Raw genomic sequence first — 24,311 nt, forward strand, 5'->3', positions numbered from 1 at the left:
TGCCCGGCATGGATCATGGTGCCCAAGCCACAAGGTGCCGCGGCGATCGAACCTGGACGAGAGTGGAGGCGTGGCTCACGCGTCAGCCCGATCGAGTTGCGTCCGGTAAAGATCGGCAGCCCATTGCTCGATCCAGCCGATGGTCATCTCGTCATGTTCAAGATCGCCGCTTTCAATTAGCGCCCTGATCTCGGCGCGCGCTTCGGCGATGGCGACTTCCCAAGGATCCAGGGTCAGCTCGGGAATAGCTGGCGCGACGATGGGCGCCGCGCGCCGCGCCGGTTCGCGCAGGCGCTGAAACTGGAGCCGCGTCCAGCGCTGGAGATGCTCGGCGACAAGCGCGTCGGTCTTGGAGACGCGGCGCCGATGCGCGTCGCGGCGCGCGGCGATGCCATAGGCTTGGGAATCGATCGAGGCGACCCGTTCGCCGAAATCCTTGAGCCACGGCAAGGCGGCGCCCTTGGCGCCGAAGATGTGGAGCCGGACGCCGGTGGGAAGAATGCGGTCGAGATGCGCGACCACCGCGACAAGGCCGTTCGGACCGGCAATCTCGCGCCGGCACATCGAGCCGACGCCGACGACGGTGCCGGGCTGCATCGACCACCACAGGCCTTCGGCGCAGCGCTCGTAATCGGCGGGCATTCGACCCTGCAATACGGGCATGAAGCGGTCCGCGAGGCCGAGATCGCGGGCGCGATCTCGGCAGTCGCGATTGGCCCGGATGGTGCGCGAGATTCGATCGAGAACTTCTTCGCGATCGCCGGCGATCTCGTGTTCGGTGCAATAATCGAGGCTGGCGATCCGTCTGAAGGGATAGGCGGTCGCGAGACGGAAATAATCGTCGACGCTCCAGGCATAACCGCCATAGCGCTTCATGGCGACGAAGCCGGCGCTATCGAGGTCGAGCGAGGCAAGGCCCTGGGCATTGGCAAGCTGCGCGAGCCGCCAGCCGCGCCATTCGGGCCAGCCTTTGGCTTTCGACCAGCGGGACAGCGCGTTCGCAGAGATGAGCGCGGGTTGGACCATGCGGCGAGCGCGCGCGAGGATGGGGCCCTCATTGAGGTGGGGCAGACCTATGACGATCTCGATGGCCATCGGACAAGTCCGCCGGGGACCATGGTGCGAGACCATGATCCCCGGCAGAAGCTTTCGATCAGGCGGCCTGGGGCAGGTCGTCGATCGCGTCGTCGTTGACGCCCGCCGGCTCGGTGACCGGGTCGAGATCGACGTCGGCCGCATCCGGATCGATCGGCGTCACCACCGTGTCGACCAGGACGATGTCCGCGTCCGTATCATCGGACATCGGCTCATTGGTGCCGGCCACGACATCCAGCGCCTCCTCGTCCCCGGCCGCCGAGAGCGACGGGAACTGCATCGGCTCGGGCAGCCAGACGATCGCGCGTGCTTTAACCTCGGGCTCGATGATCGCTTCGCCGCTGAACAGCCGCTCCGCCGAGGTGCCGAGATCGATCTTGCGCGAGCCCGAATAGCGGCTCCGAAGCTCCAGCCCGCCGATCCCCTGGAAGAGATCGAGGATCTTCGACCTGGTCAGCCTGTCGAAGAAGTTGCGGAAGGTCGGGCGCCACCATTTGGCCGAATCGATCCCGAGCTTGGTCCCGAGATGATCGAGGAACGACCGACCGGTGCCGCCATCGCGCGTCGCATGAAGCGTGCGCGCGACCGCCCAACCGAGCCATGCCGCCCGAGCTTCGTCAGCAAGGCCACAAAAGGCGTCGTAGCGCGCCTCGAGCGTCTTGTGATCCAGCCAGGACCGGTCGAGCGCATCGTCGAGCTGTTTCCAGGCCTGGGCGGCGGGCGAGTCGTCCTGGAAGCCGTTGACCGGAAGCGAGGGCTCGCGGGCGCGCAGATCGCTCGGCATGCCGTTCCACCCCTTCTTGCACGCATCGTCGACCATGATGAACGTGCCGAGATCGAGCGCGAACTGTGGATCGCTCGCGACATGGAGGGAGAGGATGGTCCTGCGCATCATCGCCATCTCGTCGCGCAGCTTCTGGCTGTAGCCGATCGCGTCGCCACCCTCGTCGTCGTCATCCTCGCTTGCGTCGCCAGGCGTGGCGTCCTGCTCGTCTCCTTCGTCGTCACCGTCGCCGTCCTCGGGCGAGCCGTCCTCATCAGCATCCTCGGCGGTCGGGTCCGCATAGAATTCCGTGTGGAGGTGCGGCTTGCCGTCCTTGTCGAGAAGGACATAGGCGATCGAGCAGGCCTTTTGTGCCTCGGTCAGTTCCGAGCCAGTCTGGACCAACTCGTCACGCTCGGCTTCGAGGATCTCGATCCGCGCGATCTGTTCGTCGGTGTAAGCGTCTTCGTCCTCGGCCGCCTTCTCGATCTCGGCGAGTTCCGCCTCGATCTCGGTGTGACGCGTATTAGCCTCTTCCGACATCGGCAGCGGCTCGGGCTCGATCGTGCGAAGCTGATAGGTGTCGAGATAGGGAATGACGGCGGCGGCGAGCGGTCGGACCTCGGCGAACCCGCTTTGCTGGCGCAATTCCTCGGCAGCGACGGCCATGGCCTCGTCGGCGAGCCGGTCGACAAGCGCCCCGTCCCGCCAGGTCTCGGTGTCGTGGTCCGAATAGAGGTCGGCATCGATGCCACCGCCGGCGGCCAGATAGACGTCGCGACCCACGAGACGGGCCTTGGGATCGCCGCCTTTGTAGGAGCCGGCCGTCACCATGCGCTGGATCTCGCCGGCACTGCGCGAGTAGCTGCTCTTGATCTGTTCGAAGACCTTGGCCTGCCGGTCGGCGTCACTGGTCCAGCCATAAGCCTTGGCGATGTCGAGCGTGATCTCGCCCATCCGCAGCGCCTCGAAGACGACAGGCGCGAGGTTGGCGAGGCGAAGCCGTCCGAGCACGAATTTCTCGGACATGCCGTGCTGCGCCGCCAGGTCGGCCGCGGCGATCTTTTCCGCCTTGATCACGGTCTGGAAGGCGCGGCACTGATCGGCCGGGTTCATCGGCAGCGGATGGAAATTTTCCGCCAGGCTGAGCGAAAGTGCTTCGGCTTTGCTGCGCGCCGGGAGCAGCGGCACTTCATAGTCCTCGGGGAGTTCGCCGGCCGCGATGCTCGCATGGACGCCATCGATGCGGCGGCCGCCGGCGTAGATCGCATATTTGCCCTTGTCCTTGCCGCGCATGGCGAGGCCGACAAGGTTCTGGATCACGATGGCGGTCTTGCCGATATGGGTGGCAAGCTCGGCGTCGCGGGCGGCGTTGCTGACGGTGCGAATATTGTCGTCGGCCCGCACGCAATCGAGCGCACGCACATAGATGATGCGTGGCGCCGTCTTCTGGTCGTTCGTTCTGGTCATGGTAGGTCTCCAGGTGCGGCGCCGTGTGCCAATCACGCAGCCAACCGCACCCCACCCACCCCCTCCCTCCCCTCCCAGAGTTCGGGTCGGCGCAGGACGTCATTCCAATCGTTGAGGCCGAACCAGGGCCATTCGAGATCGAGATCGAAAGGCCGGCCGGCATAGGCGGTCTCGGCCCGTCCGACCGCGATGCTGCCGGCACGATCATTGTCGGGGAGCAGAAGGAGCCGCTCGACCATGCGCGGAATGATGATCTGGTGGAGCCGTTCTGCGCCGAGTGCCGCCCAGACCGGGATGCCGAGCAGGAATGCGGCTGACATCGCGGTCTCGACCCCTTCGGCGAGCCCGAGGATGGGTCCGGGCCGGAAGAGCTGGACGGCGCCGCCGAGCGGTCGAGCCAGCCCGCGCTTCGGTTCGGGGAGGTCACGCGCGAGCCCGGACCCGTCCGGCTCCAGGGGAATGCGCTGCAGCCCGGTGAAGCGTCCCGGCTCGGCGACCGCGGCAAGAATCGACGGCCGGCGCCGGGGATAGCGGCCAGGGCCGAAGGGCGTGCGCGGATGGAAGCGGAGTGCGGCGGGCCGCATCTCCAAGCCTCGGCTGAGCAGGTAGCGGTCGGCGATCCCCGTGGCGATCGGTTGTGCCTCGTCCCAAAGCTCGCGGGCGCGCGCGCGCATTCGATCGCCCGCGGGATCGTTGTTCGTGGATGGGGTGGCCGAGCCGTCGATGGGCACCGCCATCTTCATCACGCGAAGCTCTTGAAGGACGTCGAGCGTGTTGCAGCCGGCGAAACAGTGGAAGAGCAGGCTCTTGTCGCCGACGCGCACGGAGAGACTTGGGGTCTTGTCGCCATGGGCAGGGCAGCGGCACATGCCTTTGCCGGCGTGCCAACGTCCCCCGAGGTCTTCGACGATCTTCTTGCCGGCGGATTCGAGAAGCGGATTATGATGTACAGCCATGGTAGGGGTTCCGGGAAAGGGTGACGTGATGCCGGCTCACCGACTCCATCACCCCGCCCCCTTCTCTCCTCGATCTAGCGCCAAGGGGCGGCTCAGCACGAAGGCCGCGGCTTGGCTAGCTTGGTTCCCCCGTAGGTGCCTATTCCAGCAGGTTAGCCGGAATTCTTGAGGGCGGATTCCATGCCCATGCGGTGGTCTTGCTCGCTACGGAATGCGTGTCCGTGAACGGTTCGACCACTGGCATTAGGGGTTCAGTGCGAGCGGATGATGATCGACGGCGGCGGCATGGCACCGGTTCTGGCACGAATCGCTCGGATTTCCGGGATCGCCCTTCGCAGCTTCTTGGCCACAGTGTCTGATATGGCCCGAATGTGGGCTGGAGTTTCGAGGCCCGGCACACCTTCCAGGAACTCGGCAAGGACGATGATCAGCGCGTCGCAGACTTCGGAAGTGCCAATATACAGCGTATCGCCGCGCGCGCCGGTGGCAGGGTCCGGCTCCGGTACTGAGGCTTCGCAAATGGCTTTCACGAGCGCGCGACGAAGCTTACCGACATAATCTTCAGTGTTCTCGTCTGTCATTGTCGTCTCGCGATTCGGAACCATGGCGCGCACGGATTCTAGCGAGCTTGGTCACGAACACATAATCCTCCATCGGGGCGCGGCCTATTCGAGCAGGTTGGCGAGATTCTTGAGCACGGACTCCATCCCGGCGACATGATCACTGTCGTTGATGCCGGGTGGTACTTCTTCGGCGAGGAAAGTGACCTTGGTTCCGCCAGTGACCGGTTTCATCGTGGTCGTGAGCCGCATCGTACCGCCGAAGGCCGGTTCAGCGCTTTCGAAACTGATCGCCTCGACGATCCGTTCTTCAGCCTCCAGCTCGACGAAGCGCGCGACCACAATATTGGTGTCGGCGGTCGACTTGCCGCTTCCCTTCGCGTCGAGATAACGCAGCGCCATCGTGTAGCCGCCGCCGAGGCGCGGATCGAAAGCCAGGAGTTCCGCTTCCATACCCGTCGGAGCGCGCCATTTCACGAGCACCTCCGGATCGACGAACGCGCGGAAGATCGCACGGGGCGTGGCGATGATGATGCGGGATGCTGAATGTGACGGACTGCTCATGGTTCGATGTTCGTAATCGGACCAAGCCGATGCGCCAATGATTCTTGATCCGGTGTCGCCGCGGCGTCGTGTCGCACAGGGGATCGTCACCGTCCCGGACTCGCTCTCTTCTGGTCGCTGTCGGAGCAACTATAGCTGCCGCTGAAGACCGAACCCGGTCTCCGGCGCGAGCATGTGATGGATGGGCAGGAACGCGGCGCCAATCGCCCCCGCCTGTCCCTGAAGGCGCGAAGCGCGGATTGCAGGGGTGTCGGACCTGCCCAGCTTCTTCGCCCAGTCGACGGAATTGAGCTGTGCGGCGAGTGCCTCCAGCACATGGGCTGGTAGCACGCCTGCGAGGACGATCGTCGCCGGATCGAACCAGCCGATGCCGCTCAGGACGGCAAGCCCTAGCTGCTGCGCAGCTCGGGCGACCCACGTCTGCACCGTCTCAGGGTGGCGGTCGATGCATGAGGCGAGATTGAACAGGTCGATGGGATTGCCCTCCTCCGACTGGAGGAGCCTGGCGAGATCGATGGCGGACGGGCGCGGCTGGTCGAGCGGATAGAGGATGCCGATCTCACCGGCATTGCCATGCTCGCCCGAGAAGAGTTGCCCCGCCACGACGCACCCGCCGCCCACGCCATGGCCGAGGAACAGCACCAGCATCGAGGCGCCCGTCGCGCTGCCGTCATCATAATATTCGGCAACGGCTGCCGCATTGGCGTCATTGTCGATCCAGACCGGCCCTCCGAGGATCTCGCCCAGCAGGTGCGACAGGTCGACATCCCGCCATGATCGCATCCGCTCGACCGTGTGGCGCTTTGCTTGCGACCCTATCGAAAAACCTGGAACGCTGACGCCGTAACCGAGGAATCGCGAATGGCGCAGCCGCAATGGCGCGGTGATGGCCTCGACCTCCTGCGCTACCATCCTGGCGAACTGCTCCGGTTCTCCCTCGTCCCATCGAACGCTGTGCTGCGCGAGCGGCGTGCCGCCAAAATCCAGGACGCAGATGTCGACACGGCCAGGATGGGTCGCCAATCCGATCGCATATGCGCCGTCGGCACGAAGAGAGAGTGGCAGGGTCGGCCGGCCGCGCGGCGTTGCCTGGGCTCCGGCTTCCGACACCAGGCCCAAGGAAATCAGCTCGCGGCTCAGCCGCGTCACGACACCATTGTTGATGTTCAGCAGCCGCGAAATTTCGATGCGGGAGCGCGGGGCCTCCGCGCGCAGGAGGTGAATGAGACGCTTCTGCTCATCGGCAAGCTGGATCTCGGGTTGCGGGCGCACACAGTCTCCTAAGGCGATATTGGCCGAATTTGGCCTACTAAATATATATCTGCAATAAAATGTCGAGGCGCCATCGCGCGCGGCCTCGGCATTTAATATTTATCTGCATTCTTAAATTTAAAGTGTCACAATCCCCTCGTAAGGGCACTGCATCCGGGCAATCGGCTCAACGACTCGATGGGGTGTGACGATGCGACAGTGGTTTTTGATGGGGTGCGGGTTGGCGGTGATCGCCACAGTGCAAGCGGCGCAAGCGCAGTCGACCGACGACGCGCCGCCCGCCGATAGGGCGCAGGACGCGGCGAACGGCGTCGATCAGAAACCCGGCTCCGATATCGTCGTGACCGGCTATCGTGAGAGCGTCGAGGCCGCGCGGGATGCGAAGCGGGATGCCGTCAACGTCTCCGATTCAATCATCGCTGAAGACATCGCCGAGTTTCCCCAGAAGAATCTGTCCGAAGCCATTCAGCGCATTTCGGGCGTCCAGATCACGCGCGATTATGCCGGCGGCGTCGGCAACGAGATCAGCATCCGCGGCCTGGGGCCCGACTATACGAAGGTGACGATCAACGGTCAGTCCGCGCCGACCAACGGCGACGGCCGGACCTTCAATTTCAACATCCTGCCGGCCGAACTTTTCCAGAAGATCACCGTGGACAAGTCGCCCACCGCCGACATGGTCGAAGGCGGCGTCGGTGGCACCGTCGCGCTCGAGACGCTTCGCCCTCTTTCCCTGAAAAAGCGGCTGTTCACCGTCTCAGTTGGGGGAAACTATAACGAGATCACGGGCAAGCTCGATCCCGAAGTTTCCGCGGTCGCCGGCGGACAGATCACGTCCCGGCTCGGTGTGGTCGGCGCGATCACCGTCGGCAAGTTTTCGGCTGCCTCGGACTCCTATGACTCGGTTCGTTGGGCCGCCACCAATATCGACGTCAATGGCGACAAGAAGGTCGATTATCCGGGCGCCCTCATCATGTATCCCCGGCTCATCCATGAAGAACAGGATGTGCGCCGGATCGCTGCCGCCGGCCGCGTCGAATGGAAGCCGACCGACAATCTGACCATTCTTGCCGATGGCATCTATGCCGATTTCCGCCAGAATTATTGGCGCGATAGCCCGATCTGGAACTTCCCTGCGGGCAAGACGGTCCTGGATATCGATGTCGACCCGACCAACAATGCGGTCCGGTCCGTTTCCTTCGGATCGGTCACGCAACGGTCCGAGAACCACTACCTGACCAATCAGTCGACCATGTATCAGGGCACGCTGAGCGCCGAATATAAGTTCGACCGCTGGAAGCTGAAGGCTTTCGCGTCCAGGAGCGAAAGCAAGCAAAACTCCGATGAATATGTCTATTTCGGCGACGCCACCGGGCCTGCGTCCTACGATACGACGGGCGACAACTTTCAATATTACAAGATCACGTCGACCGATATCGCGGACCCGAACAAATTCACGACGTCCGAGGCCGATCGAAACCTCATCTACACGCGCGACCAGGACTTTTCGGCCGGCCTCGAACTCAAAGGCCCGATCTTCCCCCATGTCGAACTGAAGATCGGCACGAAATTCGAGGAAGAGGAACGGACACGCCAGCGTTACGGCGTCAAGAAGACGAAGGTCAACGAGCCCTTCTCGCTGATCGGCACGACCTATGATGGCTTCATGGACGGCTCCGGTTCCATGCATTCGTTCGCGATCGCCGACCAGGACAAGGCCTATGAGCGATACGGCCAGTATCTCGACGTCTCGTCGGCCGAGGACCTCACAAACTATTTCGATGTCGATGAGAAGACCTGGGCCGGCTACGGCATGACGACCTACCGGCAAGGTCGCTGGCTGGCCAATCTCGGCGTCCGGGTCGTCCACACCTCGCTGAGCTCGACCGGCACCGAATATGACCAGACCTCGAAAACCTACACGCTCCGCGATGTCCAATCGGACTATACGGACGTGCTGCCGAGCCTCAACCTGCGCTACCGGCTTGCCCGCGGCCTGTTCCTGCGTGCCGCAGCGGCTCGGGTGATGTCTCGTCCGCCCCTCAGCAATCTCGCCGCCTATCGGGTGATCGACGACAACGCGAAGACCATTTCCGCCAGCAATCCCGACCTCAAGCCCTTCCGCGCGAACCAGGTCGATGTGTCGGCCGAATGGTATTTCGGGAAGGGCGGCCAACTCTCGGTGGGGTATTTCTACAAGGACATCGAATCCTTCATCATGACCGCTTCGGGGCCCGTCACCTATCAGGGCGAGACCTACGTGCAAACGCAGCCGGTCAACGGCAATAATGCGTGGCTCCAGGGCGTCGAGGTGAGCTATCAGCAACCCTTCACTTTCTTGCCTGGACCGCTCAGCCACCTTGGGATGGTCGCCAACTACACCTTCACCAACAGCAATTTCAGCCAGACGGTGAGCGGCACGACGCTCACCTACGAGTTGCAGAACAACTCGAAGAACACGGTCAACATCATCGGCTATTATGAGGACGGCGACTTCAGCACCCGCCTCGCCTATAATTATCGCAGCAAATATCTTCGCGCCGCCCCCAATGTGACGGACGGGATCAAATACCGTGCGGGATATGGGCAGCTGGACTTCTCGGCCCGGTATAAGCTGCTCAAAGGCATCACGGCGACAGTCGACGTTCTCAACCTGCTCAACACACGCCGCTACGAATGGGTCTATGACCCCAGCCTGACCGATGGCCTGTTCACCTCGGGACGGACGGTTCAATTCAGCCTTCGGGCGTCATTCTGACCAGCGGAGGCGATATGAAGGACCTTTCGTTTGCGGCGCTTGCCGTCATGGCCGCGATGCTTCCAGTCGGCGCGGTGGCGAAAGACACTGCGCTCGCCTCCAACGAGCGGTTGCTGCGCGACCCGACGCTTCCGGGCGTCCTGGTCGCCAGCCACCGCGCCTGTTGGAAGCAGGCGTCCGAAAATTCGATCGACGGCATTCGCGCCTGCATCGCGCTGGGCATCGACATGATCGAGATCGACGTCCGCGCGACGTCGGACGGCAAGCTCGTGCTGATGCACGATGCCACGGTCGATCGGATGACCGATGGCCACGGGAAGGTGTCGGAGATCAGGTTCGAGGAGATCCGCAAGCTCCGGCTCAAGCCTGCCGATGGTGGCCGTAAGGCGACCGAGTTGACTGATCGCCAGGTGCCGACGCTTGAGGAAGCCCTGCAGGCCGCCAAAGGCCATATCCTCATCAACATGGATACCAAGGATCCCGTGCAGGAGCGCGTCTTCGAGGCGGTTGAAAAAGCCGGCATGGCGGATCAGGTCGTCATGAAGATGCAGGAAGACCCCGCTGTCCCGGCGCTGGCGGACAGCAAATTCGCGTCCCGGTCCATGTTTATGCCGGTGATCTTCGCCTGCGACGCCAAGATGCAGATCGGAACCTTCTGTACCCGGGCGCTCGGCGAGCTGCTGCCGCGCTACGCGCGCTACCACCCGGTCGGCTTCGAACTGAATTTCGAGAACCCGGCCTTCCTCACGCCGGAAGTTGCCGCGGCGGCTCGGAAGTCTGCCCGCCTATGGGTCAACTCGCTCAAGCCGGAGCAGGCCGGGGGCGTGTCCGATGCGACGGCACTGGAAGATCCGGACGGTGTGTGGGGCAAGCTCATCGGCCAGGGGTTCACGGTCATCCTGACCAATCAGCCCGAGGCGCTGCTGCGCTATCTGCGACGTCACGGCCTTCATCGTTGACCGTCCGTCCCCGATCTGATGTGCCGCTCCGGCGCGTGTTGTTAGTTCGCTGCGAAGCGAATTAAACTGCATGCGCTGAATCGGCGTCAGAGCGGAACTCGCGTGCCCGCGCGGCCCGCCCAGGCATGTAAGCCGATCGCCGCGATGACGCACGAAATGGCGCCGGCCAACGAAATCGCCATCATGACCGTGATTAGATCGAGCCCATCGGTTCCGCGAAGGTCGACCCGGACCAGGGCTGCCGCCAGCAGCAGGCCGCCAGCAGCCAGCGCGGCCTTGCCGGTCGCGGCGAACAGGCCGTAGCTGAGGCCGGCGCGATCGGGCCCGAGGCGAGTCACGGACGCGCTGAACGCCGCCCATTGCACCATGCCGACGCCGCCGTTACCGAGCCCGAAGGCAAATGCCGCCGCTGCGGCGATGGCGGGCGCCGATGCGCCGGTCAGCCAGAAGACAAGCAGCGCCACAATTTGTGTGACCGCAGCGATCAACATCACCGCGCCGAACGACATGCGCCGACACAGGTGCACCCATAAAGGCTGTCCGGCGAAGATGCCGGTCGCCATGAGCAGGATCACGATGCCGCCCCACCAGGCGGAACGCAGCACATAAGTTGCGTAATAAGGTTCGAGCTTGGAAAAGGCGGGAGTGAACATCGACGTTACGAACATTACGAACAGCAGCCACCAGAAATCCGCAGGCAGCGACGATCCCCTCGGCGACGGATGCTGCTTGGGCGTGACCACTGCCTCCGCGTCGCCGAGCAGCCGGAACAGCAGCCAGGCGCTGCTGATCGCCACGAGCGCGAACAGCCCGGTCAGGCCCAGCAGGAGCCAGGACCCGCCAGCATTGCCGCGCATACCGATGACGGGGCCGACCGCGGCGGCGACGATCAGGGTCGCCGCGCCGCTGAACCATATCCGGGTCGATGCGACGCGAAAGCGGCTGTCCGCATCGCGCGTCGCCAGTGCCATCAACGCATTTTGCGGAATGTCATAGGCCGCGAACGCGAACCGGAACGTCACGCCTGCGCCGAGCGCGTAAAGGAAGCGCGCTTCGGCTGGTATCATCGCACCCAGGAACACCAGCGCGAGGGCCACCGAACACAGCACGGCGCCGAGCAGTTGCATACGGCTTGCCGACCCTGGTGCCGCCAGCCATCTTCGCAGGCCAACGCCCATGGCGATGTCGATCAGCGCGCTGACCAGGAAGCCGGCCGCGAGCACCATGCCCATCCGGGAGGCGGACAGGCCGACATATTCGGTGAGGAAATACGCGAAGAGGATCTCGCTCGAATACCAGAACAGGCTCTTGCCCAGATGGGCGAGGCCATACACCATGGTCGATCGCCAATTGTCCGCCTGGCCAAGGATGTCGCGCCTCCCGTTTCCGTGCTGATAACGCTTTCCCAGACACCAGCTTTGTGACGCGCTGGTGAAGACGAGCAAGTGCGCCGATCGGGAAGGTGCGCGAGCAGCGGGAGCATTTCGGCTCGGCGGACTATCGCGGAAAAGATAGCGGTTTGCTCGTCAGCGCGATGGTCTTGCCTTCCATCCTGGCGGGATTTGTTTGGGTGCTGGTCGCGTCTTGGCAGTCTAGCCTCCCACTGGCACGGCGGCAAATCTAGAGGAAATAGCGACCAAAGCAGAGCGCTCCGGCACCCAGGGCAGCAGCATCTCCCGTGAGCGTAGATACCAAAATCTCAGGAAAGCGCCGCTCATCTCCCCGTACGGGAACGCTATGGAATTGGAGATTGCGGGCCAATTCAGCAGCGAGCATAGGAGGGAGCCGCCCTCCGATCACAACCGCATCTGGATCGACCAAGGCCCCGATCGCGGAAACGATGTCATTGGCGACGGGCGTAGTCGTCTGGATCCATCGCTGGACCGCCGGCCATGCCGGGTCGAATCCGCGAACCATTTCCGCGATGCTGTCAAAGCGGATGCCATCGTCCGCCAGCAGGCTTTGCAGCAGCGTGAGTGTCGGTCGGTTCTTCCGCTCCTCCGGCCGCAACATGCCGGTAAACTCCCCGGCGTTGCCGCGCCGGCCGCGCATCAGCTTCCCGTCCAGAACAACGCCGCCGCCCAGGCCGCGATCCACATAGAGATAGGCGAAGCTCGGATACCCGTGTCCCTCGCCATAAAGATATTCCCCGAAAGCGGCGGCGCTCCCATCGTTTTCAATGAGAACGGGCAGGCCGAGGGCGTCGCGCAAAAGCTGTTCGAGATCGGCGGCCGCCCACGCCTCCATGCCCAAGGGCGCATTGATGCGCCGAGGATCGGCCATGAAGAAACCGGACAGGGCAAGCCCGATGCCACACACGCGATCCGGCGGGACGTCCGCACTCGACGTCAGGCTGCCGATCAAGCCGATTATCCGCTGCACGACGCCATCACGCGAGGTACCATCGTGGATTTCGGTGCGATCGGCGATGACCTTCCCGGAAAGATGGACCAGATTGACCGACAAACCGTCGGCGCGAACCGAAACACCGAAGGAATAGGCGGCATGCTCGGCCAAGCTGAGCGGCAGGCTTGGCTGGCCCATTTTTCCCATCATGACCTTTTCTTCGGCCACGATCAGGCCGTCGCCCATCAATCCGTCGGCAAGGCGGCTGACGGTGGGAAGCGCGAGGCCGGTCCGCCGCGCGAGTTCCGCGCGGGACAGCGGGGCTTGCTGCCGAAGCAAGATCAGGAGTTGGCGCTCGTTTGGCGACAGAGGGCGAAAGGGGTCCATAAACGGGGCAGGCCTTCCAAACGCGGGTCGCGGGTTTTCCGGCAAGGATCGGCGAGGCATGGCGGTAGCAAATCCCGAAACTAACTTTATGCTACTTTGTTGGTTGAAAACCCCTTCCATGTCCAGATTTGAAATTGGAAAGTCCTGGGGGCGACCTGCTCGGTTGCCCGGCTGAGACCGCTCCAAATCGCCGTTCAAGTGATCCTGCTCAAGCCAGGAAGAACTGCCGTTTGAACGCGAACATATCGCGCAACACGCAATACTCGGGCGCTCCGAGGGTGATGACAGGCACCCGTTGGGCCAGCAGTTGCTTCCAACGCGTCAGTGAACGCCGATAAGCTGCGTGCTCCTCGGTCGAGAGATCGGCAACGAGATAGCCAAGCGTGACGTGGAAGCGATAGCTATCGTGCCCGGAATCGTGGATGCCAAGCGTGACAGCCAGCCGATCACGCAGCCGCCGTAGCCGCTGCTCGGTATCCTCGTCGGCGCTCAACAAACGGATATTGAGCGGACTCTCATTGGCCGGTGGTTCAGCCAGGTTGACGCGCATCCGATAGGGCGGCGCGTCCTCCCCAAGTCGAAAACTCTTCAACCGCTCTCCCAATATCCGGTTGCAGTCTTCGATCGGCACATCGAGAGGCAGGCCCGCCGGCCAAACCGGGTAGCGTCTGTCCCTGTCGTCCGCTCCGCCGAATACGGTCATGTGATAGCTTGAAGGCGGCGTCGCCGTGAGCTTCCGGGTCCAGGCATCGCCGGGCAGCTCGCGGTAGATGTCGAGCAGCGCGTCGAATGCCTCCGATCCCTCGCCCTGCTGCGGCAAGTGACAGATGATCGTGTTTCCGAGGAAGGGCAGCACGCGCCCGTCGCTCGAGAACTTGCGCCCGACATCCGGGAGGGGACGGGTTTGACCGCCCACCCGATCCGCCATCATTCCGGCGAGGACCGCGCCCGCGACGCCCTTGAGCAGGTTTCTGCGCTGGGTCACAGCTTCACCTTTACGCCGAACAGAATTTGCGTCGGTATCTTCCAGGTGGACTGAAGCCATTCCTGCGAATAGCCGAAGCGATAGGACGCGCCCTGCGCGGTCAGGTTCTGGGCATCGAAGCTGACCGAGACATTCCGGGTCACGTCGTAGGCCAATTGCAGATCGACGTTGTTGGTCGCCTGCTGGATGCGGTTGGCGTAGAAGCCGGCAGGCGTGAAGTTCGGATAGCGGTCATCCCAGAGATTCCCGAGATGGTTCCAGGCAATCCGGCCATGCAGCTTCCTTTTGTCGTAATAGAGCGACACATTGTACATGTGCCCCGGCTGGCCGGCCAGGTTGCTCAGCACCTGTAGGGAACCATCGCTGAGCGTGATGGGGAAATGGGCGCGGGTGAACGTGGCATTGGCGCTGATTCCGAAGCCATCGAATGGCGCCGGCAGGAAATTCAGCTCATGCGATGCCGTCACTTCCAGGCCATAGGTCCGCGTCATCCCGGTCGCGTTTCGCATTTCGGTCACGAGGACCGGCTGCGAAACGCCATCGATATTCTCAAGCTGCCCGAACGAATAAATCTCGTTCTTGATCCACTTGTAGAACCCGGCAACGGCAAACATGCCCCTGTTGTGATCGAAGTAAATTTCTTCGCTCAGGTCCAGGTTCTTGGCTTCGCGGGCCTTGAGATCGGGATTGCCGGAGCTGAGCGTCGGGGGATTGGCGGTCGTATTCAGGGCACCGCCATGCAGCGCCTGCGCGCTGAACGGCGGACGCCCCATGCTCATGCTGGCACCGAAGCGCAATTTGCTGTTGCTGCTTGTATCGAAGATCACGCTCAGCGACGGCAGGGCGTTGAAATAGGAGGAGTTGGCGCTGATTGGGGCAAAGACGCCATTGGTCGCCTGCGTGCTGCTGGACGAGAATTTGGTTCCCTCCAACCGGACGCCGCCGATCACCAGCAGGCGGTCGGCACGATACTGGCCTTGCAGATAGCCCGCCCAGATATCCTCAGCCAGGCTGTAGGTGCCGCCGTTGTTCGACGAAACATTGACAGTGGTTTTCCCGGCGGAACTGTATTGATTGAAGAATTGATCTTCCAGTCCGGGGTCGATGGCCGGGATCGGCGTATCGCATTGGTAGCCACAGAGACCCGCCCCCTTGGCGACATCGGCAAGCGTGTAGGGCAGCGCGGTATAATCGACCTGATAAAGACTCACGGACTGGCGGGTCGCAGCAAAGCGGACGCCGGCCTTGACGCCAAAGCCCATGTCGTCCTTGCCGGCATTGCGCCCGATATTGGCCTGAATGTCATAGCGGTTCGACGACAGCGAATATTGCTGGGTCGTGCGCGAGGTCGTGTTGTAGCGGCTGTAATCGTTGGCAAGCGCTGGATTTACAGCGGTAAAGATCGGCGCATAGCCGCTGGTATCATAGTTGAACGCCAGCCCGTTCTGCACGTAGGTATCGCTGATCTGCGGGTTGTTGACCGAGCTATGGCTCCAGCTCGCGCCGAAATCCGCCGCCCAGGCATTGCCGAGGTCTGCCTTGACCCGCCCGTAAAGGCCATAGACCTTGCGCTTCCAGATGTAGCGACCGAGCTGCTCTGTCTGTTGCACATTGCTCAGTGTGCCCGAGGTTGGCGTCTGATTGCTGACGGTGGCCGAGGACTGCACCGCCGCGTTGGTGGTCTCGCGGTTGGAATCTTCCTGCTGATAGAAGTTATAGCCGGTCAGGTAGGCGCTCACTCGGTCGCTGGGCTGCCAGTCGAGCCGGCCCTGGACACCGAAGCGCTGCCGGGTGTTCTGATAGTTATAGTAGAGCCGACCAGCCGGAACGCCATAGCCGTTGCCGCCATAGGCGCTTGTCTGCTTGCCGGCATCGGTGAAAAACAGTCGCGTGCTGCCCGCTTCCTCCTGCGGCACGTTGATTTCGCGCCGCCAATAAGTCGCGGAAACATAGATGCCGAACTGCTGGTCGCTGCCGAAGCGGGTCGCGCCGGAAATCTGCGCCTGGCCGCCGAAATGATTGCCACCGTCACCCTTGTCCTGAAGCGCGATCCCGCCGTTCACCGCCGCCGAAAGCGTCGGCTTGGAGAAGTCGAATGCGCTCGGCGTTGCAAAGTTGACGAGGCCGCCGATGAAATTGCCTTCCGTTTCCGGCAGCGCCGACTTGATAACGTCGATGTGCGACGCGAGGTTGGCCGGCAGCACCTCCATGGAAATCTGGCGGCCGTTGGTCGTGGACATCCCCATGTTGATGTCGGTTGACGCGAGGCCGAACCCATCCACGAGAACATCGTTATAGCCCTGGTTCAACCCGCGCACGATCACGAAGCGCGGCTCACCTTGATAGAGTAGCGTATTTACACCAGTCACCCGGCGAAGCGCGTCGCCCGCATTGAAGTCGGGCAACTGACCGATTTCGCTCGCCGACACGGTGTCGATGATCTGCGCAGCATTTCTCTTGATCTGAATGCCGCGTTCGACCGAGGCGCGCATGCCCGTGACAACGATATCGCCTTGCCGATCGGCCTTATTCTGGGGAGTGTCAGCTTGGCTTTGTATGCCATCCTGCGGAACACCAGTTTGGCTTGTCTGAGCGAATGCGTTGGACGGTATGCATAGAATAGCCGTCGAGGCGAGTAGCAGGTGGTGCGCGCGAATCATGACGGTCCCCAGGACAGTTAGTAACGAAGTGTTCGTTAGTTTCTGCGTGTGACAAATTCGGGTCAGGCAACGTGATCGCTGGGGGAGGCGACAGCCGCAGACGAACTGGCCCGGCTCCTCTTTGATCTCATGGAATGGCGTTAGGACGAGCGTGCGCCGAGATTGCTCGACGACTACATGCCCCTCGCTGCTTCGCAGCGCCGGAAGGAACCGGCTGTTCATGGCGCTGCTTTCGGGAGTCAGCCGCGTGATAACCTGCTTGAGGCTCGCTACTCCGCTTGAGGGGCCTCAGGCAGCGCACACTTTTTGCCGTTATGCCGAAAGGCCCCGTCAGGCCGAGAACACAATCAGCTCGGAAAGAGGTGGGGCCCAGTCGAACAGGGTGCCTTTGCCCCGCTCAGCGGCAGGCATGCGCCGAAATCGGCAACTGAATGCCTCATTCGGCATCTCAATGCCCTACCTATTGAATGTTCGACAGAGCCTGCGCATCACACCGTACATCGAGGCAAACAGCGGACGTGCCACAGGACCTTTTTGGGCGCTGAACTGCCGCAGAATGCTTTCAATCGGACTTCCAGCAAGTTCACTGGCGGTTGCTCTTTGACAATGTGAAATGCAATATTGGGTGTCCAAACGCTCGCAAGAGCGCTGAATTGCTGAACGTCACTCCACCTGAAGCGCCGAACGATCCGCCCCGGCTTGGCTACCGCTCGGATGTGCCACACACTCGCAAGAGTGCTGAACTGCCGAACTCACTGCCCAGCCGGATTTGTCATCGAACGGCGCGGCCCTGCCCACCTTGAAATGACGCGCAAAGCTTAGGCTGCATCCTGTATCGCGGCCCGATAGCGATCGACCAATTTTCGAGACTCCACGGATGGAACCAAGAAAAAGTTCGAGACGTGAACAATCTGGCTCACCAGTCAAGCGATTTATCGCGTTCATTTTGCGTGATAATTTGAGAAATCACGAAATCCGATACCACAGGCGTTCCCACATTTTCTGTGGGCACTGATGGCATGATTCGGAACATAACGGGACATTTGCGAGGTGGCCACAAAATGTCTCCACAATTCGATCGCTCAACTCGCGATGGAACTCGTTCATTCCCTAATCATTAGCGGTCTTTTTCGTCAGGGTTCGGTCAGATTCGCTCCCTAGCCGGGAAGGATGCAAAGACGAACCTACCTGCTTGTCGCTGCCTCTGCCGCCGGATTGATCCTGATCGCCCTGTGGTACGTCGCGGGCCGAACCGGGACGGAAGGCGCCTCGCCCAAAGCACCCCCCTCCCCACGTGCGGGATCGGGAACGCCGAACATTCTTTCGGTCGATGCAAGTCACGCTGGACAGATTGGCATCCACCTCGCGCCGGTCACCTTGGCGGACCGGGTTCCCATCGCGACGATCCCCGCGATCATCCAGCCCCCGGCCAACGCGCGCGTCGCGGTCGCGGCGACTTTCCCTGGGGTCGTGGCAACAACGCTCGTGGTGGAGGGCGAGACCGTCCGGCAGGGTCAACCGCTTGCCATCGTCTCCAGCCGCGACATGTTTACCTTGGGGGCCGATCTCACCCGCGCCAACGCGCGCCTCGGCGTGGCAAGGTCGAATGCCGCCCGCCTCTCACAGCTTAGTCGCGAAGGCATCATCGCGGGCGCGCGTGCCGACGAGGCCAACGCAATGACCGTCGAGGTTCAAGCCGATGCCTCGGAAAAATCACGCATCCTGAAGAGGGTCAACGGCAACGGGCAGCGCGGCACCTACACGCTGACCGCGCCGATCGCCGGACGCGTCACCTCCGCCGCCATCCAGGCTGGAACTGCGGTGGACGGCACGACCGCACCCTATGTCATCGACGCGGCCGGTCGCTACGAGGTGGTCGGCCAGTTGCCCGAACGTCTGATCGGCTCGGTGCATCCGGGCATGATCGTCCAGATCGCCCCCGATATCCGCGGTCCCGTCATCGCTGTGGGATCGACCATCGATCCGGCGACTCGTTCGGCGAGCCTGAAGGCTGAAATCCCTGCCGGGCCGGATATCGTTTCAGGGCGGACGACGAGTCTGACGATTTTCGACTCCGCACCACCGGGCGCGGTGATTGTGCCGGAGGCGGCCGTGACGGTCGTGAACGGCAAGGATGTCGTGTTCGTGGCGGTGCGAGGTGGCTTTGCGATCCGCGAAGTCACGCACGGTGCGGCGGCCGGAAACCAGGTGGTGATCCTGTCGGGGCTAAAGCCCGGTGAGCAAGTCGTCGCCACCGGAACGAGCGCGCTGAAGGCGCTCGCCCTCTCGCGCTAGGAGCACGCCATGTTGCGTTCACTGGTCGCGACAGCCCTGTCCTGGCGGCTGCTCATTATCGCCCTTGCATTGGCGGTCGCGGGACTCGGCGTCTGGGCGTTCATCAACCTGCCCGTCGACGCCTATCCCAATATCGCCCAGGCGCAGGTGAAGATCATCCTCAAGGCGCCGGGCATGACGCCGGAGGAGGTGGAAAGTCGCGTTATCACGCCGATCGAGATGGAGATGCTCGGCATTCCCAATCAGGCGATCCTCCGATCGAGCGCGAAATACGCCATCGCCGACATCACGATCGATTTCGCCGAAGGGACCGATATCTATTGGGCGCGTCAGCAGGTCGCCGAACGGCTGTCCGGCGTGATGGCGGACCTGCCTGCGTCGGTGAGCGGAGGGCTGGCCCCGATCTCGACTCCGCTGTCCGATGTGTACATGTTCACCATCGAAGGTCCGCTGTCGCTTCAGCAGAAGCGGGAATTGCTCGACTGGACCATCCGTCCGGCCCTCCGCACGGTTCCCGGTGTCGCGGATGTCAACGCGCTCGGCGGCTATGTCCGCACTTTCGAGGTCAGGCCGGATCCGGTCGCGCTTGCCGGCGCGCAGCTTTCCATCGCGGACCTGCGCACAGCGATCGAAAGCGGCAACCGCAATGACGGGGCCGGCCGCCTGAAATCGGGCGAAGAGGCGCTGATCGTCCGGGCCGTGGGCGCGATCCGCACTGTCGATGATCTGCGGTCGCTGGTCATCGTCAGCCGGAACGGCCGGATCGTCCGGCTGGGCGACGTCGCGACCGTCGCAACCGGCAGCCTTACGCGCTATGGCGCGGTCAGCAAGAACGGGCAGGCCGAGGCGGTGGAGGGCCTGGTGATCGCCCTGCGCGGCGCCGATGCCCGGCAGGTGGTTGAGGGCGTACGGGCGCGGCTCGCCGAGGTCACGAAGGCACTCCCGGCGGGCACGCGTATCGATGTCTTTTACGACCGTTCGGATCTGATCGAGCGAGCCGTCGGCACGGTCGAGGAGGCGTTGATCGAGGCGACCATATTGGTCGTCGTCCTCCTCATCCTGTTCCTCGGCGACTGGCGCGCGGCTGCCATCGTCGCCGTCACGTTGCCGATGGCCGCGCTCATCACCTTCCTGTTCATGCGCGGCATGGGCCTGTCGGCCAACCTGATGAGCCTCGGCGGGCTGGCAATTGCGATCGGCATGCTGGTCGATGGCGCGGTGGTCGTGGTGGAGAACATCGTCGACCGGCTGGGGCGCCCCGGCGAGGAAGGCCGCCCACGCCTGAACCTCGTTTTCCAGGCGGCGAGCGAGGTGGTCGTGCCGGTATCGGCCGGCATCGCGATCATCGCGCTCGTATTCCTGCCGCTGCTGTCTTTGCAGGGATTGGAGGGGAAGCTGTTCGCGCCCGTGGCGCTTACCATCATCTTCGCGCTCGCCGGATCGCTGCTGCTCGCGCTGACGCTGGTTCCGGTGCTGTCTTCCTTCGGCCTCAGGAGCGGGCATCACGGCGAGCCATGGGTGATGCGCCAGCTGGCGCCACGCTATCGCCGCCTGCTGGACGCCGCATTCGCCCACAAGGCGCTGGTCTACGGCCTTTCCGTCGCTGGCCTCGTGATCGCAGGGATGGCCTACGGCGCCGTCGGCAAGGCGTTCATGCCGACCATGGATGAAGGCTCGGTGATCGTCCAGCTCACCAAATTGCCGTCGATCAATCTGGACCAGTCGATCCAGGGCGATATGGCCGCCGAACGCGTGCTGCGAACCGTACCGGAGGTCCAGGACGTCATCGCTCGTGTCGGCGCGGACGAGATCGGCCTGGACCCGATGGGCCCCAACGAAACCGACAGCTTCGTGCGGCTGAAGCCGCAATCGGAATGGCGCGGCGACAAGGCCTTCGTGGTCGGCGAGATCCGCAAGGCCATGGCCGGATTACCGGGAATTACGCCAAGCTATACCCAGCCTATCGAGATGCGCGTTTCGGAAATGCTGACGGGCGCGCGCGGCGATCTTGCGGTCAAGATCTTCGGCCCGGATCTGGGGACGCTCGCCTCCCTTGCCGGGCAGGTGCAGCATGCCCTGTCAGGCGTTCGCGGCGCGTCCGAAGTGCTGACGGTCGCGAACGACAGCGTCGACTATCTCCAGCTCGACATCGACCGTGCGGCGGCAGGCCGTTACGGCATGCCTATCGATCAGATGCAGGATGCCTTGCGTGCCCAGGCGGAGGGCGTGCGCGCCGGGATTGTTGCCGAGGGTCAGAAGCGCGTGCCGATCATGATCCGCGGCGACGAGAGTCTGCGCTCCGATCCGGCGCGCTTCGCCGATCTGCAATTGCGCACGCCGGACGGCATCCTCGCCCGGGTGAGCGACATGGCGCAGGTCCGGCGCACCGAAGGCCCGGTCAAGCTCGATCACGAGAACGGTTCGCGCTTCGCGCTGGTGCAGGCCTTCGTCTCCGGCCGCGATCTGGTCGGCTATGTGGACGAGGCCAAGGCGGCGGTCGCCGCGAAGGTGAAGCTCCCATCGGGATATCGCATCGTCTGGGGCGGGCAGTTCGAAAACCAGCAGCGGGCCTCGGCGCGGCTGATGCTGGTGATTCCGGTGGCGCTGCTGCTGATCTTCTTCGTGCTGCTTGCCACCCTGCGTTCGCTTCGGGCGTCTGCTCTCATCCTCGTCAACATACCCTTTGCGATGGTGGGGGGAATCGTTTCGCTCTGGGGTTCGGGCGAATATCTCTCTGTCCCGGCATCGGTGGGGTTCATCGCCCTGCTCGGCATCGCCGTCCTCAACGGCCTCGTGCTGGTATCCTATTTTCGCCAGCTGCGCGCCGAAGGGCACCGCATGGCGGACGCCGTGCGCCTGGGCGCCGAGCGGCGGCTTCGGCCGGTGCTGATGACCGCGAGCATCACCGCCTTCGGCCTGGTGCCCTTGCTGTTCGCCAGCGGCCCCGGCTCGGAAATCCAGCGACCGCTCGCGATCGTCGTGATCGGCGGGCTGGTTACATCCACCCTGTTGACGCTCATCCTGCTGCCGATCCTGTTCGCGCGGTTTGGCGAGGGCGCCGAGGAAATCGCCAATGGCTGACGTCCTGCTGACTTTCCACTGCGCCTTGCCGGACACCGAGATCGTCACGGATACCCTTCGTGCATGCTCTCAGACGCCTGTCCATATTTCCGAAAAGACCGTGCGAGGCTGGGACTATGCCGATGCCAGCACGGCGGAACAGGTATCCGGCCTGCTGCGCCGTCACGCGGTCGAGCTTATCGTCGATGAAAAGTCGCTGACCGATCTGGTCGATGCCGTCTCGGCGGCCAAGCGGGAACTGCCGGTGCGCTGGCACGCCGTCCCGGTCCTGACGCACGGGAGAGCCGCATGACACCTCGCGCCCTTGCTGTCGCCCTCCTGAGCAGCTGCATTCCCGGCACAATATGGGCGCAAACGATAGACCTGCCGCCTGCCGAACAGGTCAACCAGGCACTCGACAGGCATCCGACTGTCGAGGCCGCTGCTGAACGGGTTGCGGCAGCCCGCGCGCATAGCGGAATGCTCGCGAGAGGTCCGCATGAAGTGACGTTATCGGGTAGCTATGTCCGCCGCAATGTCGATGGGTTCGGTGGCCGTGACGAGTTCGACGCGACCATCACCCGGGCGTTCCGCCTGCCCGGCAAAGCCTCCCTCGACCGTGAGGCCGGCGCGCTCGAAATCGAAGTCGCCGAAAACCGGATGGAGGACGCCCGCCACCAGACCGCGCTCATCCTTTCGGGTCTCTGGTATGACTGGCTGACCGCCGGCAGCCAGTATCGAAACGACGGAGATGCGGTGGGCGGCCTCGAGCGGGCATTGGTTGCGCTTCGTCGCCGCGTGGCGCTGCGCGATGCGGCCGAACTCGATCTTGACCAGGCGTCGGCGGCACTCGCCCAGGCCAAGGCACAGGCAGCGGCGTCGCTGGCGGCGAGGGAACAGGCCAGAGTCACGCTGGCAGCCACCTTTCCCGACCTGCCGCTTCCGATGGAACCGCCCGATCTCGCCATTCCCGGCCCTGCACCGCAGGGCCTTGAGAGGATGCGGGATCTGGTGGTCCAGCGCAGCCACGAAATCCGTGCAGCTGATCGGGAGGCGCAGCGCCTGGGCGTCGTCTCTCAGCGGGTGCGTGCCGACCGGATCGCCGATCCATCGTTTGGTATCCGCGTGTTCAGCGAGCAAGGCGGGTTGGAGAAAGGCGCCGGTGTCGTGGCGTCGATACCGTTTGGCGGCGGTTATCGACGGGGTGCGGCAGACCAGGCGGCTGCGGAAGCGAGCGCCGCCCGGCTCGAACTGGCCAATATCCAGCGCAATATCGCCGCGATTGCCGATACCGACCTGTCCAATGCGCGGACCCGCCTCGAAGCCTGGCGAAGCGCCGAGGATTCTGCGCGGAGCAGCCTCGATGCTGTTCGCCGGACCGAACGCGGCTATCAGCTCGGGCAGATCGACCTCGCCGATCTGCTCTATGCCCGGCGCCAGGCCAACGATGCGCGTCGCTATGAAATCGACGCGCGGTCGCAAGCGGATCGCGCGCTCCTCAAGCTTCAGATCGATTCCCACAGCATCTGGGCACCGGACGAGGAAAAGGAAAATAAGGAATGAGCGATACGGTGCAGGAGCAGGCCATGACCGACGAGAAATTACGCTATGACCCTCTCACGATCGCCTTCCATTGGGTGACGGCATTGCTTGTCGTCACGCTCTTTGCACTAGCTGAATCCTGGGGCTTCTTTCCGCGCGGCACCCGTCATAACCTTGAGGCACTACACATTTCGCTGGGCATCCTCCTGGCGGCCGTCCTGATCCTGCGGATCGTCTGGCGCGTCAGCCGTGGCCGTCGCCTCCCGGCAGTGGAATCGCAGATACCTTATTGGGCAGCAAAGGGCGCGCACCATCTGCTTTATGCCCTGCTGATTGGCCAGATCGTGCTGGGCTTCCTGTTCCGCTGGGCGCAAGGCGAAACCTTCACCTTTTTCGGGCTGTTCGCTGTTCCCTCGGCATTCCCGCCCGACAAGGCTTTCGCCGGGACGATCGGCGAGGCCCATGACCTTGTTGGCTGGGCGATCATCCTGCTGGCCGGCCTTCATGCTGCGGCGGCCCTGTTTCATCATTATGGACTGCGCGACAACACACTCAGGCGCATGCTGCCACATTGATTTCATTCGCAGGCGATCGCGCGGCGATGCGCGGTTTCTGCCGATCCTGCCAGCGATCGTTTCT

17 protein-coding genes are annotated in these 24,311 nt (G+C 63.2%); 7 read left to right on the forward strand and 10 right to left on the reverse strand.

What is annotated here, in order from left to right; translation table 11 throughout:
• Positions 1–75: 75 nt before the first annotated feature.
• The 6 genes from PX554_RS18690 to PX554_RS18715 form a co-directional block, all read right to left on the reverse strand.
• Positions 76–1,095, reverse strand: a complete 1,020-nt coding sequence (locus PX554_RS18690; RefSeq protein WP_275503986.1) for a deazapurine DNA modification protein DpdA family protein — start codon at positions 1,093–1,095, stop codon at positions 76–78.
• A gap of 58 nt (positions 1,096–1,153) precedes the next feature.
• The gene (locus tag PX554_RS18695; RefSeq protein WP_275503987.1) at positions 1,154–3,328 is read right to left on the reverse strand and encodes a ParB/RepB/Spo0J family partition protein; all 2,175 of its coding nucleotides are present in this window, start codon (positions 3,326–3,328) and stop codon (positions 1,154–1,156) included.
• 32 nt (positions 3,329–3,360) lie between these two features.
• The gene (locus tag PX554_RS18700) at positions 3,361–4,284 is read right to left on the reverse strand and encodes a DUF7146 domain-containing protein (protein ID WP_275503988.1); all 924 of its coding nucleotides are present in this window, start codon (positions 4,282–4,284) and stop codon (positions 3,361–3,363) included.
• Positions 4,285–4,535: 251 nt separating this feature from the next.
• The gene (locus tag PX554_RS18705) at positions 4,536–4,865 is read right to left on the reverse strand and encodes a hypothetical protein (protein ID WP_275503989.1); all 330 of its coding nucleotides are present in this window, start codon (positions 4,863–4,865) and stop codon (positions 4,536–4,538) included.
• 84 nt (positions 4,866–4,949) lie between these two features.
• Complete coding sequence (locus PX554_RS18710; protein ID WP_275503990.1) at positions 4,950–5,498, reverse strand: SRPBCC domain-containing protein; 549 nt, start codon at positions 5,496–5,498, stop codon at positions 4,950–4,952.
• Between the two features lie 39 nt (positions 5,499–5,537).
• A complete protein-coding gene (locus PX554_RS18715; protein WP_275503991.1) occupies positions 5,538–6,680 on the reverse strand; it encodes an ROK family protein in 1,143 nt (380 codons plus the stop codon).
• A 190-nt stretch (positions 6,681–6,870) separates the two neighbouring features.
• Between PX554_RS18715 and PX554_RS18720 the strand changes: the two genes are divergently transcribed.
• Both PX554_RS18720 and PX554_RS18725 read left to right on the forward strand, forming a co-directional pair.
• Positions 6,871–9,438, forward strand: a complete 2,568-nt coding sequence (locus tag PX554_RS18720; protein WP_275503992.1) for a TonB-dependent receptor — start codon at positions 6,871–6,873, stop codon at positions 9,436–9,438.
• A gap of 110 nt (positions 9,439–9,548) precedes the next feature.
• Positions 9,549–10,397, forward strand: coding sequence for a glycerophosphodiester phosphodiesterase family protein (locus PX554_RS18725; RefSeq protein ID WP_275503993.1), 849 nt, complete (start codon positions 9,549–9,551; stop codon positions 10,395–10,397).
• An 86-nt stretch (positions 10,398–10,483) separates the two neighbouring features.
• On the opposite strand, the gene PX554_RS18730 is transcribed toward PX554_RS18725, so the two are convergent.
• The 4 genes from PX554_RS18730 to PX554_RS18745 form a co-directional block, all read right to left on the reverse strand.
• Positions 10,484–11,734 (reverse strand): MFS transporter, encoded by a 1,251-nt coding sequence (locus PX554_RS18730; protein WP_275503994.1) that lies wholly within the window; start codon positions 11,732–11,734, stop codon positions 10,484–10,486.
• Between the two features lie 283 nt (positions 11,735–12,017).
• Positions 12,018–13,130 (reverse strand): ROK family transcriptional regulator, encoded by a 1,113-nt coding sequence (locus tag PX554_RS18735; RefSeq protein WP_275503995.1) that lies wholly within the window; start codon positions 13,128–13,130, stop codon positions 12,018–12,020.
• A gap of 208 nt (positions 13,131–13,338) precedes the next feature.
• Positions 13,339–14,115: a DUF1868 domain-containing protein gene (locus PX554_RS18740; protein WP_275503996.1), complete on the reverse strand. Its 777-nt coding sequence runs from the start codon at positions 14,113–14,115 to the stop codon at positions 13,339–13,341.
• Positions 14,112–16,775 carry a TonB-dependent receptor gene (locus PX554_RS18745; RefSeq protein WP_275503997.1) on the reverse strand — a complete coding sequence of 888 codons (2,664 nt, stop codon included), beginning with the start codon at positions 16,773–16,775 and terminating at the stop codon, positions 14,112–14,114. The genes PX554_RS18740 and PX554_RS18745 overlap by 4 nt, the downstream gene beginning before the upstream one ends.
• Positions 16,776–17,945: 1,170 nt before the next feature.
• On the opposite strand from PX554_RS18745, the gene PX554_RS18750 reads away from it, so the two are divergent.
• The 5 genes from PX554_RS18750 to PX554_RS18770 are packed head-to-tail and all read left to right on the forward strand — an operon-like array spanning position 17,946 to position 24,247.
• Complete coding sequence (locus PX554_RS18750; protein WP_275503999.1) at positions 17,946–19,070, forward strand: efflux RND transporter periplasmic adaptor subunit; 1,125 nt, start codon at positions 17,946–17,948, stop codon at positions 19,068–19,070.
• Positions 19,071–19,079: 9 nt separating this feature from the next.
• Positions 19,080–22,151: an efflux RND transporter permease subunit gene (locus tag PX554_RS18755; protein WP_275504000.1), complete on the forward strand. Its 3,072-nt coding sequence runs from the start codon at positions 19,080–19,082 to the stop codon at positions 22,149–22,151.
• Positions 22,144–22,443 carry a DUF3240 family protein gene (locus PX554_RS18760; RefSeq protein ID WP_275504001.1) on the forward strand — a complete coding sequence of 100 codons (300 nt, stop codon included), beginning with the start codon at positions 22,144–22,146 and terminating at the stop codon, positions 22,441–22,443. The genes PX554_RS18755 and PX554_RS18760 overlap by 8 nt, the downstream gene beginning before the upstream one ends.
• Positions 22,440–23,693 (forward strand): TolC family protein, encoded by a 1,254-nt coding sequence (locus PX554_RS18765; protein ID WP_275504002.1) that lies wholly within the window; start codon positions 22,440–22,442, stop codon positions 23,691–23,693. Before PX554_RS18760 ends, PX554_RS18765 begins: the two co-directional genes overlap by 4 nt.
• Entirely contained in the window at positions 23,690–24,247 is a 558-nt protein-coding gene (locus tag PX554_RS18770) for a cytochrome b (RefSeq protein ID WP_275504003.1), read from the forward strand. Before PX554_RS18765 ends, PX554_RS18770 begins: the two co-directional genes overlap by 4 nt.
• The last annotated feature ends 64 nt before the right edge of the window (positions 24,248–24,311 follow it).

It is taken from the genome of Sphingomonas pollutisoli (assembly GCF_029167165.1).
Lineage (GTDB): Bacteria > Pseudomonadota > Alphaproteobacteria > Sphingomonadales > Sphingomonadaceae > Sphingomonas > Sphingomonas pollutisoli.

Coding starts and splice junctions, on each gene's coding strand:
- PX554_RS18690 (WP_275503986.1), bottom strand. CDS start 1,095: ATGGCCATCGAGATCGTCATAGGTCTGCCCCACCTCAATGAGGGCCCC.
- PX554_RS18695 (WP_275503987.1), bottom strand. CDS start 3,328: ATGACCAGAACGAACGACCAGAAGACGGCGCCACGCATCATCTATGTG.
- PX554_RS18700 (WP_275503988.1), bottom strand. CDS start 4,284: ATGGCTGTACATCATAATCCGCTTCTCGAATCCGCCGGCAAGAAGATC.
- PX554_RS18705 (WP_275503989.1), bottom strand. CDS start 4,865: ATGACAGACGAGAACACTGAAGATTATGTCGGTAAGCTTCGTCGCGCG.
- PX554_RS18720 (WP_275503992.1), top strand. CDS start 6,871: ATGCGACAGTGGTTTTTGATGGGGTGCGGGTTGGCGGTGATCGCCACA.
- PX554_RS18730 (WP_275503994.1), bottom strand. CDS start 11,734: ATGGTGTATGGCCTCGCCCATCTGGGCAAGAGCCTGTTCTGGTATTCG.
- PX554_RS18735 (WP_275503995.1), bottom strand. CDS start 13,130: ATGGACCCCTTTCGCCCTCTGTCGCCAAACGAGCGCCAACTCCTGATC.
- PX554_RS18745 (WP_275503997.1), bottom strand. CDS start 16,775: ATGATTCGCGCGCACCACCTGCTACTCGCCTCGACGGCTATTCTATGC.
- PX554_RS18750 (WP_275503999.1), top strand. CDS start 17,946: ATGCAAAGACGAACCTACCTGCTTGTCGCTGCCTCTGCCGCCGGATTG.
- PX554_RS18755 (WP_275504000.1), top strand. CDS start 19,080: ATGTTGCGTTCACTGGTCGCGACAGCCCTGTCCTGGCGGCTGCTCATT.
- PX554_RS18760 (WP_275504001.1), top strand. CDS start 22,144: ATGGCTGACGTCCTGCTGACTTTCCACTGCGCCTTGCCGGACACCGAG.
- PX554_RS18765 (WP_275504002.1), top strand. CDS start 22,440: ATGACACCTCGCGCCCTTGCTGTCGCCCTCCTGAGCAGCTGCATTCCC.
- PX554_RS18770 (WP_275504003.1), top strand. CDS start 23,690: ATGAGCGATACGGTGCAGGAGCAGGCCATGACCGACGAGAAATTACGC.